Source organism: Mesobacillus boroniphilus JCM 21738 (genome assembly GCF_000517385.1).
GTDB classification, from domain to species: domain Bacteria; phylum Bacillota; class Bacilli; order Bacillales; family Cytobacillaceae; genus Mesobacillus; species Mesobacillus boroniphilus.
This window is the reverse complement of the sequence record NZ_BAUW01000002.1, coordinates 114,757-137,537: the sequence shown is the minus strand read 5'-3', so window position 1 is coordinate 137,537 and position 22,781 is coordinate 114,757. Positions and strand designations below refer to the sequence as shown.

Here is a 22,781-nt window from a genome sequence, read left to right as displayed (position 1 = left end):
AAATACCTCCTCTTTATATTCATAATACTCCATTCAATAAAATAAACCTGCTTGCAATAGCAAACAGGCTGAAAGTGACCATTTAAAATTCTTTAGAGTGCTAATCTATCTATAGCGCTGACGCTTTCATCTGGGTTCAACAATCAATTTAATGGCTGTCCGTTCTTCGCCATCAATCAGGATATCAGTAAATGCCGGGATGCAAATTAAATCGACTCCGCTAGGTGCTACGAACCTCTTGCGATCGCTACTGCCTTAACGGCCTGATTCAATGCACCCGCCCCGATAGCCTGAATTTCTGCGCCACCTCTTTCGCGCAGTACTCCAGCAAGCGCACCAGCTACAGAATTAGGATTAGATTTTGCTGAAACTTTTAATATCTCCATTCCTGGCTCCTCCTTATGTTATCCCGTCCTGGACGTCTTGAGTATACATCCAGTTTAGTCTGTTCCACTGCTACTATATTCAGCAGGAAGCCTACATATGCCAATCAGTTACAAAAGCATTGTAACTGATGATAGTACTGTTTATTAATAAGGATCGCTTAATTGTCTTTTTACGGGAAGCGATCTATCTTCGGATGTATAGGTCTGGTTCTGTGGGAGGGTGCATTTCGGGGTTATCGTGTACCCCTATGCAGGCTTTCCACTCATAATAAGGGCAACTTTCGGCAGGTATCATACCCTTATATGGACTATTCCCTCATCAAAAGGGCACCTATCCTGCAGTTGCTTTGTAAATAAAGCCGTTTGGAACATCTTACGCTATCACTAACCAATTAAGCGCAATTTAATAGACTGCAGACAGGCTCGAGTGAGTCTGTCTGCAGTCTAAAAAATTGTTAAATATTTTTTAATATTTTACTCATAAAAAGGATGGTCTTCATTTACGAGAATCTTTTGGATTTTAAGTGCTTTGCCGGTCTTCTTATCCAAATCTATCAATACTGCAGATAGCTGATTCCTTCCATCCTTAACCACTTCGAATCGAGTTGGAAGGCTCGTCATGAACCTTCTAAGCACCGCTTCTTTTTCTACTCCCAATATTCCATCATATGGCCCGGTCATGCCAACGTCGGTCAAATAAGCTGTGCCAGATGGCAAAATCCTCTCATCTGCGGTCTGGACGTGAGTATGCGTACCGACCACAGCGGAAACTCTCCCATCAAGATACCAGCCCATTGCCTGCTTTTCACTAGTCGCCTCTGCATGAAAATCGACGAAGATTAATGAAGTACGTTTACTGGCTTCAGCGATCAATTCATCCGCTTTCTTAAACGGGCAATCGATTGGTGCCATGAAAGTCCGGCCCTGTAGGCTGATGATTGCCAGTTCTTCCTGGTTGATCTTTAAATAGACAATCCCCATTCCAGGTACTTCTTCAGGAAAATTCGCGGGCCTTACGAGATATTTAGCATTATCAATGAAGTCATAAATGTCACGATTATCCCATGCATGGTTGCCTAGAGTTACCGCCTGGGCGCCTGTTCGAGAAACTGCCGATAAATCTTTTCCGTTATTCCTTTGCCACTCGCAGCATTCTCGCCGTTTATGATCGTAACAGTCGGACGAAATTTTCCCTTTAACTTTGGCAGGTACTCCGTTACCATATCCCTGCCCGGGGAACCTACAATATCCCCTACAAATAAAATTCTCATTGCATTCACATTCCTGTCTTTAAAATAAGTTATTTAGGTAGGCTCTTTTCGTAAACTTTATCGCTTTCTTCTACTTATATAAGCCTTCGAAAGCAATAACCAGTATTAAAGCAGCCATTTGATAAAATTGTATCATAACATAGAGATTAGGGGAAAATCATTGGAGTTTATCGGCCAATATAAAAAGCGGCGCCGAAGCACCGCTTTATTTTGCATATTCAACTGCCCGTGTCTCACGGATGACTGTTACTTTGATATGTCCAGGATAATCGAGCTCTTCCTCGATTTTCTTTCGAATATCACGTGCGAGGCGGTGTGCCTGCAAGTCATCGATTTGATCAGGCTTAACCATGATCCTGATTTCTCTACCCGCCTGAATTGCAAATGATTTTTCGACTCCTTCATAGGATTCAGAAATCTCTTCCAGCCTTTCAAGACGGCGGATATAGTTTTCAAGAGCTTCGCTGCGAGCGCCAGGCCTTGCAGCTGACAATGCATCAGCAGCAGCAACAAGTACTGCAATAATCGAAGTTGGCTCCGTATCACCATGGTGGGAAGCAATGCTGTTGATAACAACAGGATGTTCCTTATACTTAGTAGCTAGCTCAACGCCAATTTCAACGTGGCTTCCTTCTACCTCGTGGTCAATCGCCTTTCCGATATCATGCAGGAGTCCTGCGCGGCGAGCCAATGTCTCATCTTCACCTAGCTCTGCTGCAAGCAATCCGGACAATTGGGCTACTTCCATTGAATGCTTAAGTACATTCTGTCCATAGCTTGTACGATATTTCAAGCGGCCAAGAACTTTAATAAGATCCGGATGCAGTCCGTGCACTCCAACTTCGAAGGTAGTCTGTTCCCCAACCTCACGAATGTGTTCATCTACTTCACGGCGTGCTTTCTCAACCATTTCTTCAATTCGAGCCGGGTGAATACGTCCATCCTGGACAAGCTTCTCTAGAGCTAGACGGGCTGTTTCACGTCTGATTGGGTCAAATCCAGAAAGGATAACGGCTTCTGGAGTGTCATCAATAATGAGATCAATTCCCGTCAACGTTTCCAGGGTGCGGATATTCCGTCCCTCGCGCCCGATAATACGCCCTTTCATTTCATCATTCGGAAGATTTACGACTGATACAGTCGTTTCAGCAACATGATCTGCTGCACATCTTTGAATGGCCAGTGAAAGTACTTCTTTCGCTTTCTTATCGGATTCTTCTTTCGCCCTGTTTTCGTTTTCCTTAATCATTAGTGCAATTTCGTGAGCAAGTTCTTGCTCAGTTCGCTCCAAAATGATGGATTTAGCCTCATCACGCGTTAAGCCCGAGATGCGTTCTAGTTCAGTCTGCTGATTTCGTACCATCTCGTCCACTTTGCTTTCCATCTCTTCAATATGCTGTTGTCTTCTGGAAAGAGCATCATCTTTTTTCTCTAAAAGATTCTCACGTTTGTTCAACGACTCATCTTTGCGATCAAGATTCTCCTCTTTTTGCAATAAACGATTTTCTTGTTTTTGCAGTTCATTTCTTCGTTCACGAATTTCACGCTCTGCTTCTGTACGCAGTTTGTGATTTTCATCCTTAGCCTCCAGCAGGGATTCTTTTTTCATAGCCTCTGCTTCACGCTTCGCATCTTCAACAATTTGTTCTGCGGCGTTTTTAGCACCTGCAATTTTTGCTTCCGCAACGGATTTACGATAAAAATAGCCAACAACTGCACCGACGAATAGGCCAAGCAAAATGGAGATGATTGAAATAATTAGATCCATCATTTTCACCTCCTCTTGCTATGAACTTGTGTTACGTTTTTTAAAGTGTCGGCATGTACATTGTTACAAGCATCAATATACAGCTCAAATGCTTTTAAACGTTTTTAATACCATGAAAATATAAAATATACATTTTTAATTGTAAAGCTGTCAAATTTTATTGTCAAGGGTTTGTCCTGCAAGGATTCTATCGGTTTGATTAATTATTCAATCAATTCTTATTTTTGTGCTGCGTCGGTTGATTTTCGTTCCGGCCGCTTCACTTTAAGAATATGCACAAACAAGGTCTCCTGGCTTTCAGGAGACCTTGTTTATAAACATAGCTAATCTATTAATCCAATTTGAGTTCTTCCTGGTCTTCATCAGTTTCAGTTTCAGTTACCGTAAAACCGCCATCAAGACCGTAGTGATTACGGATTTTCTGCTTGATTTCCAGACGGATGGACGGGTTTTCTTTAAGGAACATCTTTGCGTTTTCCCTTCCCTGTCCAAGACGCTCACCATTATAGGAATACCAGGAACCGCTCTTATCAACGATATCAAGGTCTGATCCCATATCGATGATTTCCCCCTCTTGGGAAATCCCTTCACCGTACATGATATCCACTTCCGCTGTACGGAACGGAGGTGCAACCTTGTTCTTTACAACTTTGATCCTTGTTTTGTTACCGACCATGTCATTGCCCTGCTTAAGTGTTTCAGCACGACGCACTTCAAGACGTACACTTGAATAGAATTTCAGAGCACGTCCGCCAGGTGTTGTTTCAGGGTTACCGAACATAACACCGACTTTTTCACGAATCTGGTTAATGAAGATAGCGAGAGTCTTTGATTTGTTGATTGCACCTGAAAGCTTACGCAATGCCTGAGACATCAAACGAGCCTGAAGACCAACGTGGGCATCACCCATCTCACCTTCAATTTCAGCCTTTGGAACAAGGGCTGCAACGGAGTCAACTACAATAATATCAATTGCTCCACTTCGCACAAGCGCTTCTGCGATTTCCAAAGCCTGTTCTCCTGTGTCCGGCTGTGAAAGAAGAAGTTCATCGATATTTACACCAAGGTTCTGTGCATATACAGGATCAAGAGCATGTTCAGCGTCAATGAATGCCGCCTGACCGCCATTAGCCTGTACTTCTGCGATCGCATGAAGAGCAACAGTTGTCTTACCTGAACTCTCAGGTCCGTAGATTTCAATAACACGTCCGCGAGGATATCCGCCTATTCCCAGTGCAGCATCCAGCGCAAGGGATCCGCTTGGAGAAGTAGAAATCTTTGTATCTGTCTTCTCTCCTAATTTCATAACTGAGCCTTTACCAAATTGCTTTTCAATTTGTTTTAACGCCATATCTAAGGCAGCTTGACGATCACTCACTCAAATTCCTCCTTATTATATAAAAACGAACCAGCATACTGCTTGGCCGCAAATCACTTATTTAAAGCCTACTATTACTATACCTTTTTCCAGGGTGTTTGTCTATTAAAAATCGAACATTTATTCGTTTTTTTAGACCACGGGAAATTGATAAAATTGAATTTTACGTGAATGTTTCACTAGTTTTTTTACAGACTATACCCTTTAAAACAGGATTTTCGCAAGAAATCTTTCTATTTAAGAATGGTTGGATGCAGGATCGTTTTTTAATAATAAAAAGTAAAACACGGAAACTATTGCTTCCGTGTTCCTGATAATCTATTAATTATAATCTGGCAGCCAAACTTTACAGCCCTCTTCCTGATATCGGTGCGGGAGCCACTCAGGCTAAGTTTTTCTGAATGGACTGGCTGGCCTTTTACGAGGAGCCCGATAAATACCGTCCCTGGTGGATGGCCTTCCAGGCTATCGGGACCAGCTACTCCGGTAAAACTAATGCCGATGTCAGAGTTTGTAAGTGCTGCAGCATTCATTGCTAGTTCTTCCGCACATTCACCACTAACAGCCCCATACTTCTCAATCGTTTCCGGATTAACCTTAACAAGTCCTATTTTGGCTTCATTCGAGTAACAAACTAAGCCACCTTTGAAAAGGCTGCTTGCACCGGAGATTGAAGTCAATTCCTGCTGGAACATTCCGCCTGTCAAGCTTTCAGCCGCTGATAGGGTCAAGTTTTTGTTTCTCAACAGTTTCGAAAGCTCGATCATTAACGAAGTTTCGTCATAACCATAAAAATACTCACCGACTCTGTCCATGATTTCTGCTTCCACTTTATCAATCAATGCTTGTGCTGTGTCCTTGGAATCATCTCTGGCCGTAAGCCTCAGTGTAACTTCACCGTCACCAGCCAAAGGAGCGATGGTTGGATTGCTCTGCTGGTCTATCAAATCTTCTATTTCAGATTCAAGGGCTGCCTCGCCGATTCCAAAAAACCGCAGGACCCTCGATTCAATTTTAGACTGTTTGCCGGTCATGCCCTCTAAAGCCGGCTGGCCATATTTCAAGAACATTGGCTCCATCTCGGACGGTGGTCCCGGCAGAAGCATGAACTTGTTGTCTGCTGCTGTCAGGAACATTCCCGGAGCCATGCCATGTTCATTTTTCAGGACGGTTGATCCCTCAATCACGAGAGCTTGCTTCCTGTTATTTTTAGTCATTACCCTGTTCGTTTTTTCAAAATATAATTCGATGGACCTCATGGCTTCTTCATCAAGAACAAGCTGCTTACCAAGCTGACCAGCAATTGTATCTTTTGTCAGGTCGTCTTTCGTTGGACCTAATCCGCCAGTGAAGATAATCAGGTTCGCGCGTTCCCGAGCAATTTCCATCGCGCTCTTCAATCGATCAGGATTATCCCCGACGACTGTATGGTAGAATACATTGATTCCCAGATCGGCAAGCTGCCTGGAAAGGAATCTGGCGTTTGTATTGACGATTTGCCCAAGGAGCAATTCAGTTCCCACAGCAATGATTTCGGCATTCATTTCTTGTCCCCCTGACAAAATCAATTATTTGGAATTACGGAATACTTGCATATTTTTAGCGAAATAATCCCATCCAGACCAAATTGTAAAGAACATTGCCACCCATAATGCGATATCCGCAAATGGAATGGAGAATGCTTCAAAAATGATGTTGTGCAGCAACAACGCTGAAATTGCCACTGTTTGTGCCCACATTTTGATTTTTCCAGGCATTTTTGCGGCAACAACCTCACCGCCGCCTGCGAGCAGTAAACGAAGTCCTGTTACGGCAAACTCCCGGCTGATGATAATGATAACAATCCACGCAGGAGCAAAACCAAGCTCAACCAATACAATCAATGCAGAAGAAACAAGCAATTTATCTGCAAGCGGATCAAGGAATTTCCCAAGATTCGTAACCAAATTGTGCTTTCGTGCCAGATAGCCGTCAACCCAATCCGTCACAGATGCAAAAATATATATTAGCGCTCCTACAAAATGAGTGACTGGCATTGTTGTACCAAGAAGGGAGATTTCCCCCCATGAAAATGGAACAATCATGATGATCATGAATAACGGAATCAATAAAATTCGTGAAACCGTAATTTTATTTGGCAAGTTCATATTCTTTTCCTCCAGATGAAAAATTACAAAGTCATTAATTTTGACTTCTTTCATTATATCCAATATGTATAAATCGTCATTTAATATGCCTATTATAATTTTAGCCCGTATAAACAAAAGTCCATACGGGCAATAGAATTAAACCTTACTTAACAAAATTGATGGTTATATTCTGTGTCGTAGCGTCTGCAGGGGAAATTGCATATTCCAGCTTCTGATCATTTACATATATTTCGGTATCTGGAGCAAAGCCGACTTTTATCAAAGCCTGAGTATCGTTTGTCAGGTCAGCGGTCTGGCTGACTTTGGCATCTTTATTCAACTCTTCACCAAAATAAATCTTGCCTGTCCCGTTTTTAACACTAACCCATGTCCTGCCTAAAGAAACTACCTTCACGACGAACTTGTCTGTATTCTTCAATTCATAAACCGTGTTGCTGCCGCTGTTCGATGCGACTGTAAGCTCCTGTGCAGGAGTTTCAGGCTCAGCTTCCTCTTCGGCTGGTTCTTCTTCCTCAGGTGGATCTTCTTCCTCGCCTGCACCCTCGTCGCCGCTATCATCTGCAAAGTTTTGAGGCTCTTCAATGTTCGTTTTGCTCTTGTCTGTATTTGCTGGCTGTTCCGCATCATCTCCAGCACTTTTGACAATCAGATACCAAATAAGGGCAATGGCACCAATCATGAATAGGGCAATTAATAGTTTCGGCAAGAAGTCCAAGACTTTCGAAGTATCAGGTGACAGACTCCTCCTCGACTGGACACGGGAAAGCTGCTCTGGCAGCTCTTCGTTATATGTAGATGGAATTTCATTTTTGTGCTGCTCAAACAGCTGTTCTGGATCAAGCCCCACAGCTTCAGCATATTGTTTAATGAATGCACGGACATAGAACTTTCCTGGCATCATTGAATAATTGCCTTCTTCGATCCCAAGAAGGTAGCGCTTCTGTATTTTCGTGATGGACTGCAGTTCGTCCAGGCTGAGGCCCTTAGCTTCACGTGCTTCCTTTAATATATTTCCTAACTCAGTCACGATAACACCTTCCAATACTGTTAAAAATCAAATCCTCCAAAATCAGAATCGGTGAACATGTGATTCTTCTGAACCATGTCATAAACGATTTCTTCATCAGGGTTATTCCGAAGTTCAATAATATAATCAAAGTCATCCAACGTATATTCCGTGTTTTGGACAAAAATATCCGGATGTTCCACAACCTTTACAGCAGGCAGGCGCATAATTTCCCTGACAAGCTGCCAGTGCTTTTCATTTGCCCTCCTTGTGGAAACGATTCCGTCAATGATAAATAGGTTTTCTGCATTGTATTCATCTTCAATCAATTGATTCCGGATTGTCTGTTTCAATAATGTTGAAGAAACAAACAACCAGCGTTTATTTGCACAAACACTAGAAGCCACAACCGATTCGGTCTTGCCAACTCGCGGCATACCACGGATGCCAATCAGCTTGTGCCCCTCCTGCTTAAACAATTCTGCCATAAAATCAACGAGTAGTCCAAGTTCATCCCTTACAAAGCGGAATGTTTTTTTATCATCTGCGTCACGCTGTATATATCTGCCGTGTCTGACAGCCATTCGGTCACGAAGCTTGGGTTCACGGATTTTAATTACCCTTATTGTATCCATTGTATTCAAAATTGACTCTAAACGATCAATTTGGTCATCATCTTTGGCAAGGATCAACAGACCACGTCTACCTTCATCGACTCCATTGATCGTAACAATGTTGATTGACAGCATACCAAGCAAAGAGGATATATCACCTAGCAGTCCTGGACGGTTAATTACTATTTCATATTCCAAGTACCATTCTTTCTTTTCCATCATTCTCCCCCTCTGCTATAAGGTCACTTGATTGCGACACATTTTGACATCAAATATCTAGCTACTATATTATATGATTTTCAAGGAAGATGAAAGGAAAAACAAGCCAGAAGTCAAAAGTAAAAGAAACCTACGCTTATGTGCCTTTTTCAAAGACGTGCAAATAAAAAAAGAGAGGAATCTGGCAGTCCCCTCTCAAATCTTACATATTAATTTGTGCCGTTGTTCTGTACAAGTTTAACCATCATTGTAGCGATGGCATGTTGTTCGTCAGGGCTTGCAACTGACCAAAGGTCTGCAAGGACTCTTTCCTGCTCATTTTTAGCGTCGACATTCTTGGCAAGATAGTCCCCGATTTGGTAGGCAAGGTCTCCCATAACTTCTTTATTCATCCCCTGGTCCTGCGCCTGATGAAGGCGGTCTCCCAAGAAATCCTTCCACTGATTCCAATTATCCAATACGGACATATTGACAACCTCCTTGTCTAAAATAGTACAAGGTTATTTTGCATACGTACGACAATTATTATTCATTCCAATACATGTTTTGAAAAATTGTCACATAACCGTCAGGTTAACCAGCCACCATTCACTGCCAGGACCTGTCCAGTTATATAGGAAGACTTTACAGATAACAGGAATTCAACAACACTTGCTACTTCCTCAGCTGATCCTAAACGACCTGATGGAATATCCTCGGTGATAGCCGCAATCTCTTCATGGGTGAATCCTTCAACCATAGGGGTTTGAATGGCACCTGGCGCTACGGCATTCACCCTAATATTGGAGCTTGCCAGCTCTTTGCTCAGGGCTTTGGCGAAGGCTATTTGCGCGCCCTTCACAGTAGAGTAAGCTACTTCATAGGATGCGCCTGTCTGTCCCCATATCGATGACACGATGACGATACTTCCGCTTCCCTTGGCCCTTAATTTAGGAATAAGCTTTTTCGTCAGCATTAGCGGAGACGTAAGGTGAATCTGGATAAGTTCCTCTGCATCATTTTCCTCTAAGTCCTCAACAAGACCATATAAGGCATTACCCGCATTATGTACAATTGCATCAAGCGAAAAGATATTTGCAGCTAATTCCAAGTATCCTGATTTTGAGGCCAGATTGGCCTTGATTGGTATATACTCGCCGCCAAAGTGTTCAATTTGGCCTACAAGTTCTTCCATTCTTTTTTCGTTCTGATTAAAGTGCAGGTAAAGCGAATAACCTTCTGTCGCAAGCTTCTTGGAAATCGCGTTGCCAATCGCTCCACTTGCTCCAGTTACGAGCGCGAATTTCTTCATATTCTTCCTCTCCAGATACCTCATTAAATAATGCGCCGGATAAGACCGGCGCATATCTTATTGAATGGTTGGCTATTTCTTATCCTTGGGGACTACCTGACAAACCGTGAACCGCTCTTCGGCAATCAGCTTGTCAGCACCCTTCTTGATATCGTCCAGTGTCAAGCTTTCAAGGACAGGAACTACATCAAATAGATTCATATCGTTAAATGCATATCGTGTGAATTGGTTCGCTATATATTCAGGTGAATTAACAGCCCTTAGAAATGCTCCTATTTTTTTCTTTTTCATCCTTTCAAGGTTTTCAACTGTTAACCCTCGGCCTGCTTTTGCATCCATCAGCATTTCTTCAAGCTTGCTGGCGAGGACATCAGGCTCATTCGTATCACCGCCAACCATCGCAAAACCAAAGCCATGCTCCTCTGTATAATCGTAGGAAAACGTATCATCAATCAACCTGAGCCATATAACTCGGTGTAGTTTTCAGAACTCTTTCCAAAGAGAATATCAAGCATCACATTGATTGACAGCTCCTTTTTCAGCATCTCCTTGCCTGACTCAGTTGGGTCAGCCGCCTTGATGCCAACAAGGCACTTGGACGTCTGGACATTCATTTTCAGGACCTGTTTCTTTTCCGCAACCCCTGCCTGTTCCTCATCAAATACCCGCTTGATTTCCGGTTTGTTTTTGTATTCCTTCTTCCCCTGGTTTTCTTTTATCAAGCCCATGATTTCATCAGGGTTAACTTGACCAACTACGAACAATAACATATTGCTTGGATGGTAAAAGGTTTCATAGCATTCATACAGCATATCTTTCGTAATATGGGAAATCGATTCGATCGTACCTGCGATATCAATGCTTACCGGATGGTTTTTATACATATTCTGGATTAGGCCAAAATACAGTCTCCAATCAGGGTTATCATCGTACATTGTGATTTCTTGCCCGATGATTCCCTTTTCCTTTTCAACTGTCTTCTCTGTAAAATATGGTTCCTGAACAAAGTCTATCAACGTCTCCAGGTTTTTCTCAACATTGGATGTACTGGAGAACAAATAAGCTGTCCTCGTGAAGGAGGTGAAAGCGTTCGCAGATGCTCCCTGTTTGCTGAACTGCTGGAACACGTCCCCATCTTCCTTCTCAAACAATTTATGCTCAAGGAAATGGGCTATGCCATCAGGCACCTTCACATAATCATCCTTTCCCGGCGGAAGGAAGTGATTATCGATTGACCCGTATTTAGTTGTAAAAGTAGCATATGTTTTATTGAAGCCTTTTTTCGGAAGGATGTAGACATCAAGCCCATTATTCAGCTTTTCGTAGTACATCTCTTCCTGAAGCTGTTCAAAAGTGATTTTCTCCATTATTTGTCCGCCTCCAATCCAGTTAAGAAGTAGACCGTATCAAGCTGAACCTTTTTAGCTACATCAACGATTTCTTCTTTTGTGGTTTTACTCATGCCTTGAAGCCAGTCATCGAGGCTGACATTTTGTCCAGAAACAACATTATGGTACAGGACCTCTACCATCCTCTTGCTGTATCCATTGTTTCAAGCATTTGGTTTTCAATCACTGCCTTTGTCTGTTCGATTTCCTGGTCTGTAAAATCGCCTGCTTGCATTGCTTCCATCTGTTCACGAATTATTTTTACAGCCAGCTCGAAATTTTCAAATTCAATGCCTGACATAACCATCATCAAACCTTTATGGCTTTCAAGACGGCTTGCGACATAATAGGCAAGGCTATTTTTCTCCCGGACATTCAAGAAAAGCTTGGAATGTGAAAAGCCTCCGAAAATCCCGTTGAAAACCTGGAGAGCATAATAATCGTCATCACCATAAAATACATTTGTTCTGTAGCCTATATTCAGCTTCCCTTGTTTGACATCCTCCTGATCCTTGACAATTTCCTCTTCGACATGAGCATCTTTAGCAGGCTCAACAAATTTCGGTGTGCGCTCGTTAAATTGCAGGAGTTCTTGGGCAATAGTCTGGACTTCTGTCTCCTCAACATCCCCGATAATGAACAAGTCAAGCTCATCTTCAGCAAAGGCTTTTTTATAGTATTCATAAAGATTCTTCTCATCGATTTGCGGAATGTGGTCAATCTCCCCATTGACATGGAGCGCATATGGTTCATCCTTGCACATTTCCTGGATGAGTCTGAAATTCGAATATCTCATTTTATCATCATAGACAGCCTGGATACGCTGCTTTAACGTTCGTTTTTCCTTTTCGACAGTTTCTTTGTCAAATGCTTCATTGTCTGCAAGCGGATTCACCAATATTTCCGCCATTAATTGCATTCCTTTTTTCAGTAAAGGATCACGGTCACTTAAAAACTTTTCATTAGCAATTTCCAATGAAAAACTGAGGACCTGATATTCTCCCTTTTTTGAAACATCAACATATAAATTTGTACCATAAAGCTCATCAAGATTGGAACGAAACTTTGAAGTGGTAGGGTAAGCCTTGGAGCTGCTTTGGAGCACGTACGGAAGCAGTGCCCGTTTCGTTACATCATCACTGGTAAGCGGTGCCTTCATCTTCCAAACAATTGTATTCGTCTTGAATTTTTCGGTTTTGACAATATGGAGCTTGTAGCCTTTCATATCCTTGATACTTTCTGAAATGACAGCCATTGAGATCCTCCTTTATTTATAACACCAGGACTTGCTTACAAACATTCTTCTTCACATCATTGATGAAAATAAAACATTCTTCCTTGTTATGTATACGTTGTGAAATCTCTATTTAATATTCCAATAAATATACTCTAACTATACCTTTGACATTCAGGCTAATTCAAGGAATTGGCAGCGAATACGGCAAAAGCTTCCCAATTAGGAAGCTTTTATTGCTTTGAAGCAGCTATTTCTTCTTTAGCTTTCGAATAATAATATGTATATCGTGATTCAAATTTCACCTGATTTTTTCCATTTGCCTTTGCGCTGTACAAAAGCTGGTCCGCATAACCAAGAAGTTTATCTGGCAAAATCCCACTCTTTGAAGAAGCGATCCCAAAGCTCATTGTGACACTAAGGCATTCTTTACTGAATTTCTCAGATGATAACCTTCCATATAGGTCATCAAAAAAACTAATTTGCCTGGTTTCCTCGATGGACGGCAATAGAAATGCGAACTCTTCTCCACCATAACGGAAGGCCTGTGCATCGTAATCTTCGGCGAGGTCCCGAAAAATACCACCTAGATTTTTTAAGATTTCATCTCCAATCAAATGGCCAAACTGGTCATTGATTTGCTTAAAGTGATCGATATCTCCCATGACAAGCAAGAAGTTTTGCCGTGCCCTCGTCATAATTCTTAGTTGTTCCTGGAAATGCCGATGATTGTATAAGCCTGTTAAGTAATCAGTGAACATCAATTCATGAAAGATTTCCTTCTGTTTCAAATGCTTTCTTTCACGAATGACAATTAAGGACCCAAACACACCGATGATCCAAATGAAAACTAGATTTAAAATGAAGACAAAGGTTGTATTAAAGTCGAATTGAGCCTGTACAGCAAAAATAGTTGAGTATCCTGCTGTCAACGAAATCGAGGATAAAATTGCCCCTTTTGTCCTCCAGTAAATAGTCGCATGCATGACAACCAAGTAAGCAATCGGAAAAAGCGGCGACAAAACTCCGTTCGTCAAGGCAAGAAGCCACATCAGCGCAATATAATCAAATACGATTCCGGCTTTCGTAAGCAAATTGAAATACTCGTTTCCCGCAGGCATTTTAATCAAAGCAACCTGAGTCACAGTCATATAGACAAATCCTATCGCCAACAATAAGGGAAACGTTTCTTTAGTGAAATTAAGCCTATCCGCCAGAGGGGGATAATAAAATATCATAATCCCAACCAACAAGAATATCCAGCGTAAATAAGAAAAATTTTTTCTGTTTCACGATCATCCATATATAATGAAAGTTTCATATGCATGCCCTCTTGACGATATTATTTTTTAGAAATCTTTTCCTTTATATTAACACATATGGAAGATTTATTCTAAAATGAATATACAATTTCTCATGATATTTTATCCGTGAGTTATATAATCAAGAAATGAAAGTGATGAAATAAAAGAGGCACCTTGAGCAGGTACCTCTTTTAACAATATACAGGTTTAGCGTTTTCCACTGTCAAAAGTTTCTCCAACCGCCTTTGGTGCTTGTGTTGACTTGGAGAATATAACAAGGGCGATTAGCGTTACTACGTATGGGAAAATTTTCAACAAGATTGGTGGAATAACAGCCAACTCAGGAATTACTTGAGAGACGTTAGCAATCGTACTGGCAAATCCAAAGAATAATGTCGCTGCCAGCACACCTAGCGGTTTCCACTGACCAAAAATCAAGGAAGCAAGTGCAAGGAAGCCCAGACCTGCAACTGTCCCTGTGAATTCACCTGACTGCGTGACAATAATCAGCTCCGCCCAATCCAGCGAAAGCTCCAGAGATCAGTACCCCGCTGTAACGGACTTTCCTGACATTGATTCCTGCTGCTTCAGCAGCCTGAGGGAATTCACCACATGATCTTAAACGAAGTCCAAACCTTGTTTTATATAAAATGAATGAACTTACGAAAAGAATAGCTAATACAAACCATGTTGTAGGATATGTTTTTGTGAAAAATAGATCTCCAATCACTGGAATATCAGATAGAAAAGGAACATTTGATGGTGAAAAACCGCTTGAGATCCTAATGTTTCCACTTCCAGTGATATTGCGTGCAAGGAACACGGTCAGGGCAGTGGCAATCATGTTGATTGCCGTACCACTGATGATTTGGTTCGCATTCAAATTAATGCTCGCAAACGCATGCAAGATGGAGAAAACTATTCCAGCAAGTACAGCAGCCAGCATTCCAAGCCAGAGTACCAATGTGTGGTTGTCCAATACGCCGCTCAGGTAATGGATTGACAGAGCGCCAGAGAAGGCACCGATGACCATTAAACCCTCGAGGGCAATATTAACAATACCGCTTCTTTCACTAAAAAGTCCGCCTAGTGCCGTAATAAGAAGAGGAATTGTAAAGATAATCGCGTAAGGAAAAATTTGTTCTATTATTGACCACATCTTATGAATCTCCCTTCTCGACTACAGGACCACTTTTATCCTCTTTGTTTGATTTTCTCGCCTTGAATTTGTTCAATAGACGTTCAATCATTACACTTGTTGCAGCAAAATAAATGATGATCGCAATGATGGTATTTGCCAATTCAGGTGGAATTTCAGTCATAGCATTCATGAACCAGTACCTGAGTATAAAATCCCGAACAGCACTGCTGCGAAGAATACACCTACAGGATGATTTGCACCTAGAAGAGCAACCGCGATGCCATCGTAACCCTGTGCAGGCAGAATACCAATTTGTATGCTTGAAGCATTTCCTGTGTACATTGCCACACCGCCGACTCCAGCAAGTGCACCTGAAATCAACATGGACAGTATAATGTTGCGGTTAACTTTCATACCCGCATATTCTGCAGCAAATCTGTTAAATCCAACTGCCTTCAATTCAAATCCAAGGGTTGTCTTTTCAATGATGAAGGCAATAATGATTACTGCGATGACTGCAAGAAACAGACCTAAGTTAATATAAGATCCATCAAACATCTCTGTAAGGAATGGAGTTCTCAATGTATCTGATTCTGCCAGTTTCTTAGATTCTGTCTCAAGGAATTCTCCCTTGAAATAACCTGGTACAATATAGTAAATCGTCCAGTAGGCAATCCAGTTCATCATGATTGTCGAAACAACCTCATGAACATTGAACTTTGCTTTTAGCAAACCTGGAATGAATGCCCATAAGCCACCAGCGACCAGGCCTGCAAGGACCATTACCAACAGAAGGATTGGCCTTGATAAATCGAAAGTCAAGGCAACTGCTGTAGCAGCCAGGCCCCCAACTAGCATTTGTCCAGAAGCCCCAATGTTAAAAAGTCCTGTGCGGAATGCAAAAGCGACAGACAAGCCAGTGAATACAAGCGGAGTTGCTGTTGCTAAAGTATTACCGATACGCTCTAGGTTTTTCAATGCTCCTTGAAGCAGGTAGGAATAGCCTTCAATCGGATTGCTGCCGATGAACAGCATCAAAATGCCACCGGCCACCAGACCTAGAATAATAGATATTAATGATACGATGGTATTTCTCATATGCTTCTCTCCTTAGCCACGCCTGCCATCATAAGACCAACTTCATTTTCATTTGTTTCCGCAGCGATTACCTCGCCTACAAGCTCACCATTATTCACGATGGCGATACGGTCTGAAAGCTGCAGGACCTCGTCAAGCTCCAATGAAATAAGAAGTACTGCATTCCCTTTGTCGCGATGCTCAATAATCCTTCTATGGATATATTCAATGGAACCTACATCCAAACCTCGAGTCGGCTGGACAGCAATCAAGAGCTTTGGATCGAGCTCAAGCTCTCGACCGATGATAGCTTTCTGTTGATTTCCACCAGAAAGAGTCCTGGCAATCGAAGAAGCACCTTCACCTGAACGCACATCGAAGTTTTCAATGATATTTTGAGCATACGCTTTCATAGCAGGGAAATTTAATAGTCCTCGCTTAGAGAAAGGGTGCTTGTTATAAATTTGTAGCACCATATTTGATACAAGTGAGTAATCCAAAACAAGACCACGCTTTTGCCTGTCTTCCGGAATATGGCTAATTCCTTTTTCATTACGTTGACGGATTGGAAGGTCCGTGATTTCTTCGCCACTGATTAAAATCCTGCCAGATTCAGCTTTTCTTAAGCCAGTGATGGCTTCAACTATTTCTGTCTGTCCATTGCCTTCAACACCAGCAATACCGACTATTTCTCCAGCTCGCACTTCCAATGAAAAATCCTTCAAGCCCATAACTTTTCTATTATTTTTAACTGATAAAGAATCTATTTTAAGTACCACTTCACCAGGAGTACTTTCTTTCTTATCCACTTTGAAAGAGACATGACGCCCGACCATCATTTCGGCAAGACTAGCCTCACTGGCTTCTGCCACACTGACAGTTCCAATTCCTTTTCCGCGGCGAATTACTGTACAACGGTCAGCAACTGCCTTAATTTCCTTCAGTTTATGAGTGATAATAATAATAGACTTACCTTCATTAATAAGATTGCGCATAATTTTCATCAATTCATCGATTTCAGCTGGTGTAAGAACAGCTGTTGGCTCATCCAAGATGAGTACATCTGCTTCGCGATAAAGCATCTTCAAAATTTCTACCCTTTGCTGCATACCTACTGAAATATCTTCGATTTTTGCGTGAGGATCTACATTCAAACCGTAATACTTTGATAATTCTTCAATTCTTTTTGCGGCTTTATCAATATCGAGTACCATGCCCTTAAGCGGTTCACTGCCCAATATGATATTTTCTGTTACAGTGAAATTTTCAACCAGCTTAAAATGCTGGTGAACCATCCCAATCCCTAAACGGTTTGCAACGTTAGGATTAGTAATCTTCACTTCTTTGCCATTTACTTTTATCAAGCCTCGTTCAGGCTGATACATGCCGAACAGAACACCCATCAGGGTTGACTTTCCTGCACCGTTTTCGCCTAGTAGTGCATGTATTTCCCCTTTTTTTAATGTAAGGGTAATATTATCGTTGGCTACGATACCCGGAAACTCTTTCCGAATATTCAACATCTCAACTACATAACTCATAGTAGCACTCACCTTTATATTAGACTCTATACCTATTAAGAATAGCGTAAGCGCCCTGGTCAGCTTCCCAGGATTATACCGGATACCTGGGGAAGTAATGCGACAACTTCCTTTAAAAGGGCCGGTCATTTTAGAAGCCAGGCTCTGGAGCTGTACAATTATTATATTAAAATGGAAAATAGCTAAACACATTCTCTATAATTTCAAATATTTTCCGTTTAGAGTTTGATAGACAAAAGAGACGGGAGAGACCGTCTCTTTTGCACTATTTTACTTGAATAAATCTCCTTGTTCAGCAGAGACCTTGATTTCTTCAGATTTGATCTTTTCGTAAACTTCCTTTACCTTGCCCGTAGTTTCTTCGCTCAGGTTAGGGTTTTTCTCTGGAAGACCAATTCCATCGTTCTTGGCATCGAAAGTCAATGTTTCTCCGCCTGGGAATTTGCCATCAATCTCAGCTTGGATCATGTCGAAAGCAACCTGGTCAAGCTTCTTCATTGCTGAAGTCAAGATAACTGACTTGTCGCCATCGTACTTACCATCTTCAAACTGGTCAACGTCAACACCAACAATCCATATATTATCTCCAGCCTTCGCACGGTTCTTAGCTTCGTTGATCGCTCCAACGCCAACACCACCAGCAGCAGTGAAGATGACATTTACTCCACGGTCATAGAATTGAGCTGCGATTTGTCCACCAGCAGCCGCGTTGTCAAATGAACCTTGATATACAACATTCTCAGCTTTCATAGTTACATTCGTGCCAAGATTTTCGTTTGCATACTTAAGTCCTTGCTGGAAGCCCCAGTTGAACTTTTGTACTGCCGGGATTTCCATACCACCGATGAATCCTGCTTCGCCTTCTTTTAATTCTACAGCTGCAGCAACACCAGCAAGGAATCCAGACTCATGCTCAGCGAAGAATACTGCAACAGTGTTGTCTTTCACGACTGGATTATAGTCTCCATTGTGTGGGTTTCCGTCAATGATGACGAATTTAGCATCTTCATATTTATCTTGGGCTTGGAAAACTGCTGTTTCGAATTTAAAGCCCGGTGTAATGATAAACTTATATTCTGCATCATATAAGTTGCCGATTTCTTTTAAGTATTCAGCTTCAGTTGTTCCAGCTGGCTTAAGGTACTTTGACTTAACACCAAGATCTTCCTCAGCCTTAAGGATTCCTTCCCAAGTGCCCTGGTTGAAAGATTTGTCATCAATTGTACCTGCGTCAGTAACCATACCTACTTTTAAATCTGACTCCTTGCCATTAGAACTGCCGCCATCGTCGCTTCCGCAACCTGCCAACATTGTGCCTGCCGCTAAAAGCAATGACATTACCAAACCAAATTTACGCTTTTTCAAGGTTTGTACCCCCCAGAGAATGTTTGTGATTTTGCAGGAATGTTCTGAAAAACCAATCAGTTAGCGTTTTCATTTCATTAAAAAAATTAAATTCTTTTTCTAAGGACATGAAAACTGAACTTGTCGGCTTTAAAGTAATTGACCGAATAAAGAATTGGAACATCGTTTTCATCGAAATGCATCTGCTTTAAAACGAGCAGCGCTGTTTCCGGCGCGCATTCAAGGATGGGTGAAATCTTCTCATGATAGCCAATCGGCTCGATTTGAGCCACTGCATATGTTACCTTCCGATGCGATTTGATTTCAAGAAGATGAAGCAATGATTCATCCTCGAAAGATGTACTGCCGGCAGGATACTTGCAGGAATCTTGTCAAGACAATAGACAACAGGTTCCCCGTTTGCAGTTCTGACCCTTTCCACGAGTGTGATTTCATCATCTAGCGTACATGAAAAACGACGAATATCTTCTTCGGTTGGCCCGGTAGTCGTTGAGTTCAAAAAGATTGTACCAGGCTTCATCCCCGCCTGCTCAATCATGCCCGTCACACTATTAAGCTGTTCAATACCCGACTCAAACAATGGTTTGGCGTTGACAAAGGTCCCTACACCATGCCTGCGAACTATGACGTTTTCTTCTTCAAGGATTCGCAATGCTTCACGGAGAGTCGCCCTGCTAACTCCAAGCTGTTTGGCAAGATCGAATTCTGAAGGTAATTTTTCTCTCTCTTTATATATACCTTTTTGAATATCTTGCTTCAGGTGATCGATTACTTGTAAATACAGGTGCCGGTTATCTGACTTGATCGACATGAGGCGTTCCTCCAACCTTTGCTCAAGACATCAGACATCTGATGTATAGCATTCCTACTAATCGAAAATACTATAACACTTTTTATGATATAAATAAATAGTGTTTCATCATTTTGTCGAAAAAAGCCAGATTAACCAAAATTGTCACTTTTCCCGGGACAAAAAACCTATATTTTTGATATAATAATAGTTTGTAAGCGGTTTTAATAGTATAACATTATTACACCTCCTGTGGTAGTTAGGTACTATGTAAAAACAAAATCCGGATGTTAACATCCGGATTTTGTCTCTTTTTCCGTATCAATTTTATGCCTCTTCAGACTTAGCTAACAGGACGGTCCTTGGCTTGCTTCCTTCATAAGGACCAACCACTCCACGGAGCTCCATTTCATCAATCAGCCTTGCCGCTCGTGAATAACCAATCCTGAATCTCCTTTGCAGCATTGAGACAGAAGCAGTCTGCATTTCCACCACAAGGTCTACAGCATCACCGTACAATTCATCTTCAACCTCAGACGTGTTCTCAGGTATATCTTCAGGAATCATTTCTTCCTGATACTGTGCCTTCTGTTGGCCAATGACGTAGTTTACAACCTCTTCAACCTCCTCATCCGATAAGAAAGCTCCCTGTACCCTGACAGGCTTGGATGCACCGACCGGCAGGAACAACATATCTCCTCTTCCAAGCAGCTTTTCAGCGCCGCCCATATCAAGAATCGTCCTGGAGTCTGTCATCGAAGAAACTGCAAATGCAATTCTTGACGGAATATTTGCTTTGATTACCCCTGTAATGACATCAACAGACGGTCTCTGCGTAGCAATGATCAGATGGATCCCCGCAGCACGGGCCATCTGGGCCAGTCTGGTGATTGAATCTTCTACATCAGAAGATGCGACCATCATTAAGTCCGCTAGCTCGTCCACAATTACGACAATGAATGGAAGCAGAGGCTGGTTTGCTTCTTCCTCGCTATTATACCTCTTAATATATTCATTGTAGCCTTCTATGTTCCTTGTGCCAGTGTGTGAGAAGAGCTCATAGCGCCTTTCCATCTCACTGACACTTTCTTCAGTGCCTGGGATGCTTTCTTAGCATCGGTGACAACAGGGGCCAGCAGATGCGGAACTCCATTATAAACATTCAACTCTACCATTTTTGGATCAATCATCATCAGTTTGACTTCATGAGGCTTTGCTTCATGAGAATACTTGTGATGATACCGTTAATGCACACACTCTTCCCGCTTCCTGTAGCACCAGCAACAAGAAGGTGGGGCATTTTATTCAATTCTGCGAGCACTGCTTCACCGGTAATATCGCGTCCTAAACCAATTTGCAATTTTGACCCAGGTTTGTTGTGCTGCTTTGAATCGATAACTTCCCGTAAAGAAACCATTGCTACTTCGGAATTAGGCACCTCTATACCAATGGCTGATTTCCCTGGTATAGGCGCTTCAATCCTGATATCCTTCGCAGCCAAGGCTAGTGCCAGATCATCGTTCAGACTTACAATTCTGCTGACCTTGACACCGACATCTGGGTGGACTTCATATTTCGTAACAGCAGGACCAAGATGTACCTGGGTTACTCTCGCCTTTACGCCAAAGCTGTGGAACGTACGTTCAAGCTTGGCCGCATTGGCATGGATCATTTCGTATTCCCCGCTCTGGTCGGTTTTATTCGGCAGCTTCAATATGTCTATCGGCGGCAGCTCATATGAGGTATTTTCTACCTCAGTAAAAGTAATGGGCTGTGGCAATTCGTCCCCATCATGTTCTGTGTCAGTTTCAGATTTAGCCTTCTTTACCGGCTGCTGTGGTTGTGCATCAGCAGAGTTTGCATAAGCTCGCTCCGCAAAGCTGGAGATGATTGGCTCCGGAGATGGCTCCTCAGTAAGATTAATTGTTTTTTCAACAGACGCTTCCTGCGTATCTGCCTGTTTGCTCTCAGTTTTCGTCTGTTTCGCTTCGAGCGTCCTGGCTTCCTTTTTATGTTGTTGATCTTCTTTCCATTGTTTTAGATCATCAATGAATGAAATCCATTGGCCTCTGATAAAACTGCCAATCGGTGTAAGTATTTTCCCCGCAACTTCGCTAAAGGTCCTCCCTGTAACGAGAATCGCTCCAATGATGATTAGAAGGAAAGCAATCAATTGAGATCCCGCTGCATCAAACAAAAAGTAAAACAGCGCAAACATCACAGCCCCGATCATCCCGCCTCCAAGGTCTGTCGTGCTTGTCTCTCCTTTAGCCTCCATGACATATAAATCAAAGGTATTTTTAATGACACTTGGATCCTCGAACTTGCCTCCATTGGATAACAGTTCGAATAACGTCACGTGGCTTAATAACAAAATTGCACCAACAATTAGATATGTACCAAGCAATTTGGTATGGAATATAAACGGGAGACTGCGTTTCCACATAATATAAATACTGAACACAACCAGCCCTACGAGACTGAGCATATACCATTCACCGAAGAAAAAGCGGAAAAACATCACGACCGCCCTTCCTGCGGCACCCAAATCTGCCATCGCTATGATAGCCAATGCGAGCATTGCTAACCCGGCAAGTTCGTATTGAACTGTTGTTTTCAGAGTACTCTTCTTTCTCGATTGCCGTCTTTTCTTTTTGCCCATTTTATCACCTGAATATTTATAGCTTCACTATCAGCATAATCAATGACTCCAATCTTCAAACTTCAGTAAGAAGAAAAGCAGCCCTATTCGGCTGCTGATGCTTTAGTGTATCCATATTATATCATATTTGCCAGTAGAAACGGCACAATCGATTTTTTAAATAGCCAAGATCGGTACTCTTTTAGCGGTGCTGGTA

14 protein-coding genes and 6 pseudogenes are annotated in these 22,781 nt (G+C 42.1%); all 20 read right to left on the bottom strand.

The annotated features are described in order from the left end of the window. Nucleotides 1-126: 126 nt before the first annotated feature. The 20 genes and pseudogenes from spoVS to JCM21738_RS01500 all read right to left on the bottom strand — a co-directional run bounded on the left by spoVS (nt 127) and on the right by JCM21738_RS01500 (nt 22,585). Nucleotides 127-386 (bottom strand): annotated as a pseudogene (gene spoVS, locus JCM21738_RS01590) (stage V sporulation protein SpoVS). A 474-nt stretch (nt 387-860) separates the two neighbouring features. Continuing rightward, nucleotides 861-1,609 (bottom strand): annotated as a pseudogene (locus tag JCM21738_RS01585) (TIGR00282 family metallophosphoesterase). 253 nt (nt 1,610-1,862) lie between these two features. Beyond that, entirely contained in the window at nt 1,863-3,425 is a 1,563-nt protein-coding gene (gene rny / locus JCM21738_RS01580; protein WP_023614814.1) for a ribonuclease Y, read from the bottom strand. A gap of 331 nt (nt 3,426-3,756) precedes the next feature. After that, on the bottom strand, nt 3,757-4,803 hold the full coding sequence (gene recA / locus JCM21738_RS01575; RefSeq protein WP_023614815.1) for a recombinase RecA: 1,047 nt from the start codon (nt 4,801-4,803) through the stop codon (nt 3,757-3,759). Between the two features lie 293 nt (nt 4,804-5,096). Next, nucleotides 5,097-6,347: a competence/damage-inducible protein A gene (locus JCM21738_RS01570; protein ID WP_023614816.1), complete on the bottom strand. Its 1,251-nt coding sequence runs from the start codon at nt 6,345-6,347 to the stop codon at nt 5,097-5,099. Between the two features lie 24 nt (nt 6,348-6,371). Further along, nucleotides 6,372-6,950, bottom strand: coding sequence for a CDP-diacylglycerol--glycerol-3-phosphate 3-phosphatidyltransferase (gene pgsA, locus JCM21738_RS01565; RefSeq protein WP_023614817.1), 579 nt, complete (start codon nt 6,948-6,950; stop codon nt 6,372-6,374). A 145-nt stretch (nt 6,951-7,095) separates the two neighbouring features. Next, the gene (locus JCM21738_RS01560; protein ID WP_031307870.1) at nt 7,096-7,980 is read right to left on the bottom strand and encodes a helix-turn-helix domain-containing protein; all 885 of its coding nucleotides are present in this window, start codon (nt 7,978-7,980) and stop codon (nt 7,096-7,098) included. Nucleotides 7,981-8,000: 20 nt separating this feature from the next. After that, entirely contained in the window at nt 8,001-8,792 is a 792-nt protein-coding gene (locus JCM21738_RS01555) for a DUF3388 domain-containing protein (protein WP_023614819.1), read from the bottom strand. Between the two features lie 209 nt (nt 8,793-9,001). Next, nucleotides 9,002-9,259, bottom strand: coding sequence for a DUF3243 domain-containing protein (locus JCM21738_RS01550; protein WP_023614820.1), 258 nt, complete (start codon nt 9,257-9,259; stop codon nt 9,002-9,004). Between the two features lie 101 nt (nt 9,260-9,360). Next, a complete protein-coding gene (gene ymfI, locus JCM21738_RS01545; RefSeq protein ID WP_023614821.1) occupies nt 9,361-10,083 on the bottom strand; it encodes an elongation factor P 5-aminopentanone reductase in 723 nt (240 codons plus the stop codon). A gap of 72 nt (nt 10,084-10,155) precedes the next feature. Further along, nucleotides 10,156-11,450, bottom strand: a pseudogene (yfmH, locus tag JCM21738_RS01540) (EF-P 5-aminopentanol modification-associated protein YfmH). Next, nucleotides 11,450-12,726 (bottom strand): annotated as a pseudogene (gene yfmF / locus JCM21738_RS01535) (EF-P 5-aminopentanol modification-associated protein YfmF). Before yfmF ends, yfmH begins: the two co-directional pseudogenes overlap by 1 nt. Before the next feature lie 212 nt (nt 12,727-12,938). After that, nucleotides 12,939-13,856: a GGDEF domain-containing protein gene (locus JCM21738_RS01530; RefSeq protein ID WP_035208747.1), complete on the bottom strand. Its 918-nt coding sequence runs from the start codon at nt 13,854-13,856 to the stop codon at nt 12,939-12,941. Nucleotides 13,857-14,493: 637 nt separating this feature from the next. Continuing rightward, nucleotides 14,494-15,168 (bottom strand): ABC transporter permease, encoded by a 675-nt coding sequence (locus JCM21738_RS01525; RefSeq protein ID WP_243462833.1) that lies wholly within the window; start codon nt 15,166-15,168, stop codon nt 14,494-14,496. 1 nt (nt 15,169) lies between these two features. Next, nucleotides 15,170-15,340, bottom strand: a complete 171-nt coding sequence (locus tag JCM21738_RS24980) for a hypothetical protein (protein ID WP_243462832.1) — start codon at nt 15,338-15,340, stop codon at nt 15,170-15,172. Then, nucleotides 15,337-16,248 (bottom strand): ABC transporter permease, encoded by a 912-nt coding sequence (locus JCM21738_RS01520; protein ID WP_243462831.1) that lies wholly within the window; start codon nt 16,246-16,248, stop codon nt 15,337-15,339. The genes JCM21738_RS24980 and JCM21738_RS01520 overlap by 4 nt, the downstream gene beginning before the upstream one ends. Next, entirely contained in the window at nt 16,245-17,768 is a 1,524-nt protein-coding gene (locus tag JCM21738_RS01515; RefSeq protein ID WP_023614827.1) for an ABC transporter ATP-binding protein, read from the bottom strand. Before JCM21738_RS01515 ends, JCM21738_RS01520 begins: the two co-directional genes overlap by 4 nt. A gap of 270 nt (nt 17,769-18,038) precedes the next feature. Beyond that, a complete protein-coding gene (locus JCM21738_RS01510) occupies nt 18,039-19,133 on the bottom strand; it encodes a BMP family lipoprotein (protein WP_023614828.1) in 1,095 nt (364 codons plus the stop codon). Between the two features lie 86 nt (nt 19,134-19,219). Beyond that, nucleotides 19,220-19,944, bottom strand: a pseudogene (locus JCM21738_RS01505) (GntR family transcriptional regulator). A gap of 306 nt (nt 19,945-20,250) precedes the next feature. After that, nucleotides 20,251-22,585 (bottom strand): annotated as a pseudogene (locus JCM21738_RS01500) (DNA translocase FtsK). Nucleotides 22,586-22,781: the final 196 nt, after the last annotated feature.

Coding starts and splice junctions, on each gene's coding strand:
- JCM21738_RS01550 (WP_023614820.1), bottom strand. CDS start 9,259: ATGTCCGTATTGGATAATTGGAATCAGTGGAAGGATTTCTTGGGAGAC.
- ymfI (WP_023614821.1), bottom strand. CDS start 10,083: ATGAAGAAATTCGCGCTCGTAACTGGAGCAAGTGGAGCGATTGGCAAC.
- JCM21738_RS01525 (WP_243462833.1), bottom strand. CDS start 15,168: ATGTGGTCAATAATAGAACAAATTTTTCCTTACGCGATTATCTTTACA.
- JCM21738_RS01520 (WP_243462831.1), bottom strand. CDS start 16,248: ATGAGAAATACCATCGTATCATTAATATCTATTATTCTAGGTCTGGTG.
- JCM21738_RS01555 (WP_023614819.1), bottom strand. CDS start 8,792: ATGGAAAAGAAAGAATGGTACTTGGAATATGAAATAGTAATTAACCGT.
- rny (WP_023614814.1), bottom strand. CDS start 3,425: ATGGATCTAATTATTTCAATCATCTCCATTTTGCTTGGCCTATTCGTC.
- JCM21738_RS01515 (WP_023614827.1), bottom strand. CDS start 17,768: ATGAGTTATGTAGTTGAGATGTTGAATATTCGGAAAGAGTTTCCGGGT.
- JCM21738_RS01530 (WP_035208747.1), bottom strand. CDS start 13,856: ATGACTGTGACTCAGGTTGCTTTGATTAAAATGCCTGCGGGAAACGAG.
- pgsA (WP_023614817.1), bottom strand. CDS start 6,950: ATGAACTTGCCAAATAAAATTACGGTTTCACGAATTTTATTGATTCCG.
- JCM21738_RS01570 (WP_023614816.1), bottom strand. CDS start 6,347: ATGAATGCCGAAATCATTGCTGTGGGAACTGAATTGCTCCTTGGGCAA.
- JCM21738_RS24980 (WP_243462832.1), bottom strand. CDS start 15,340: ATGAATGCTATGACTGAAATTCCACCTGAATTGGCAAATACCATCATT.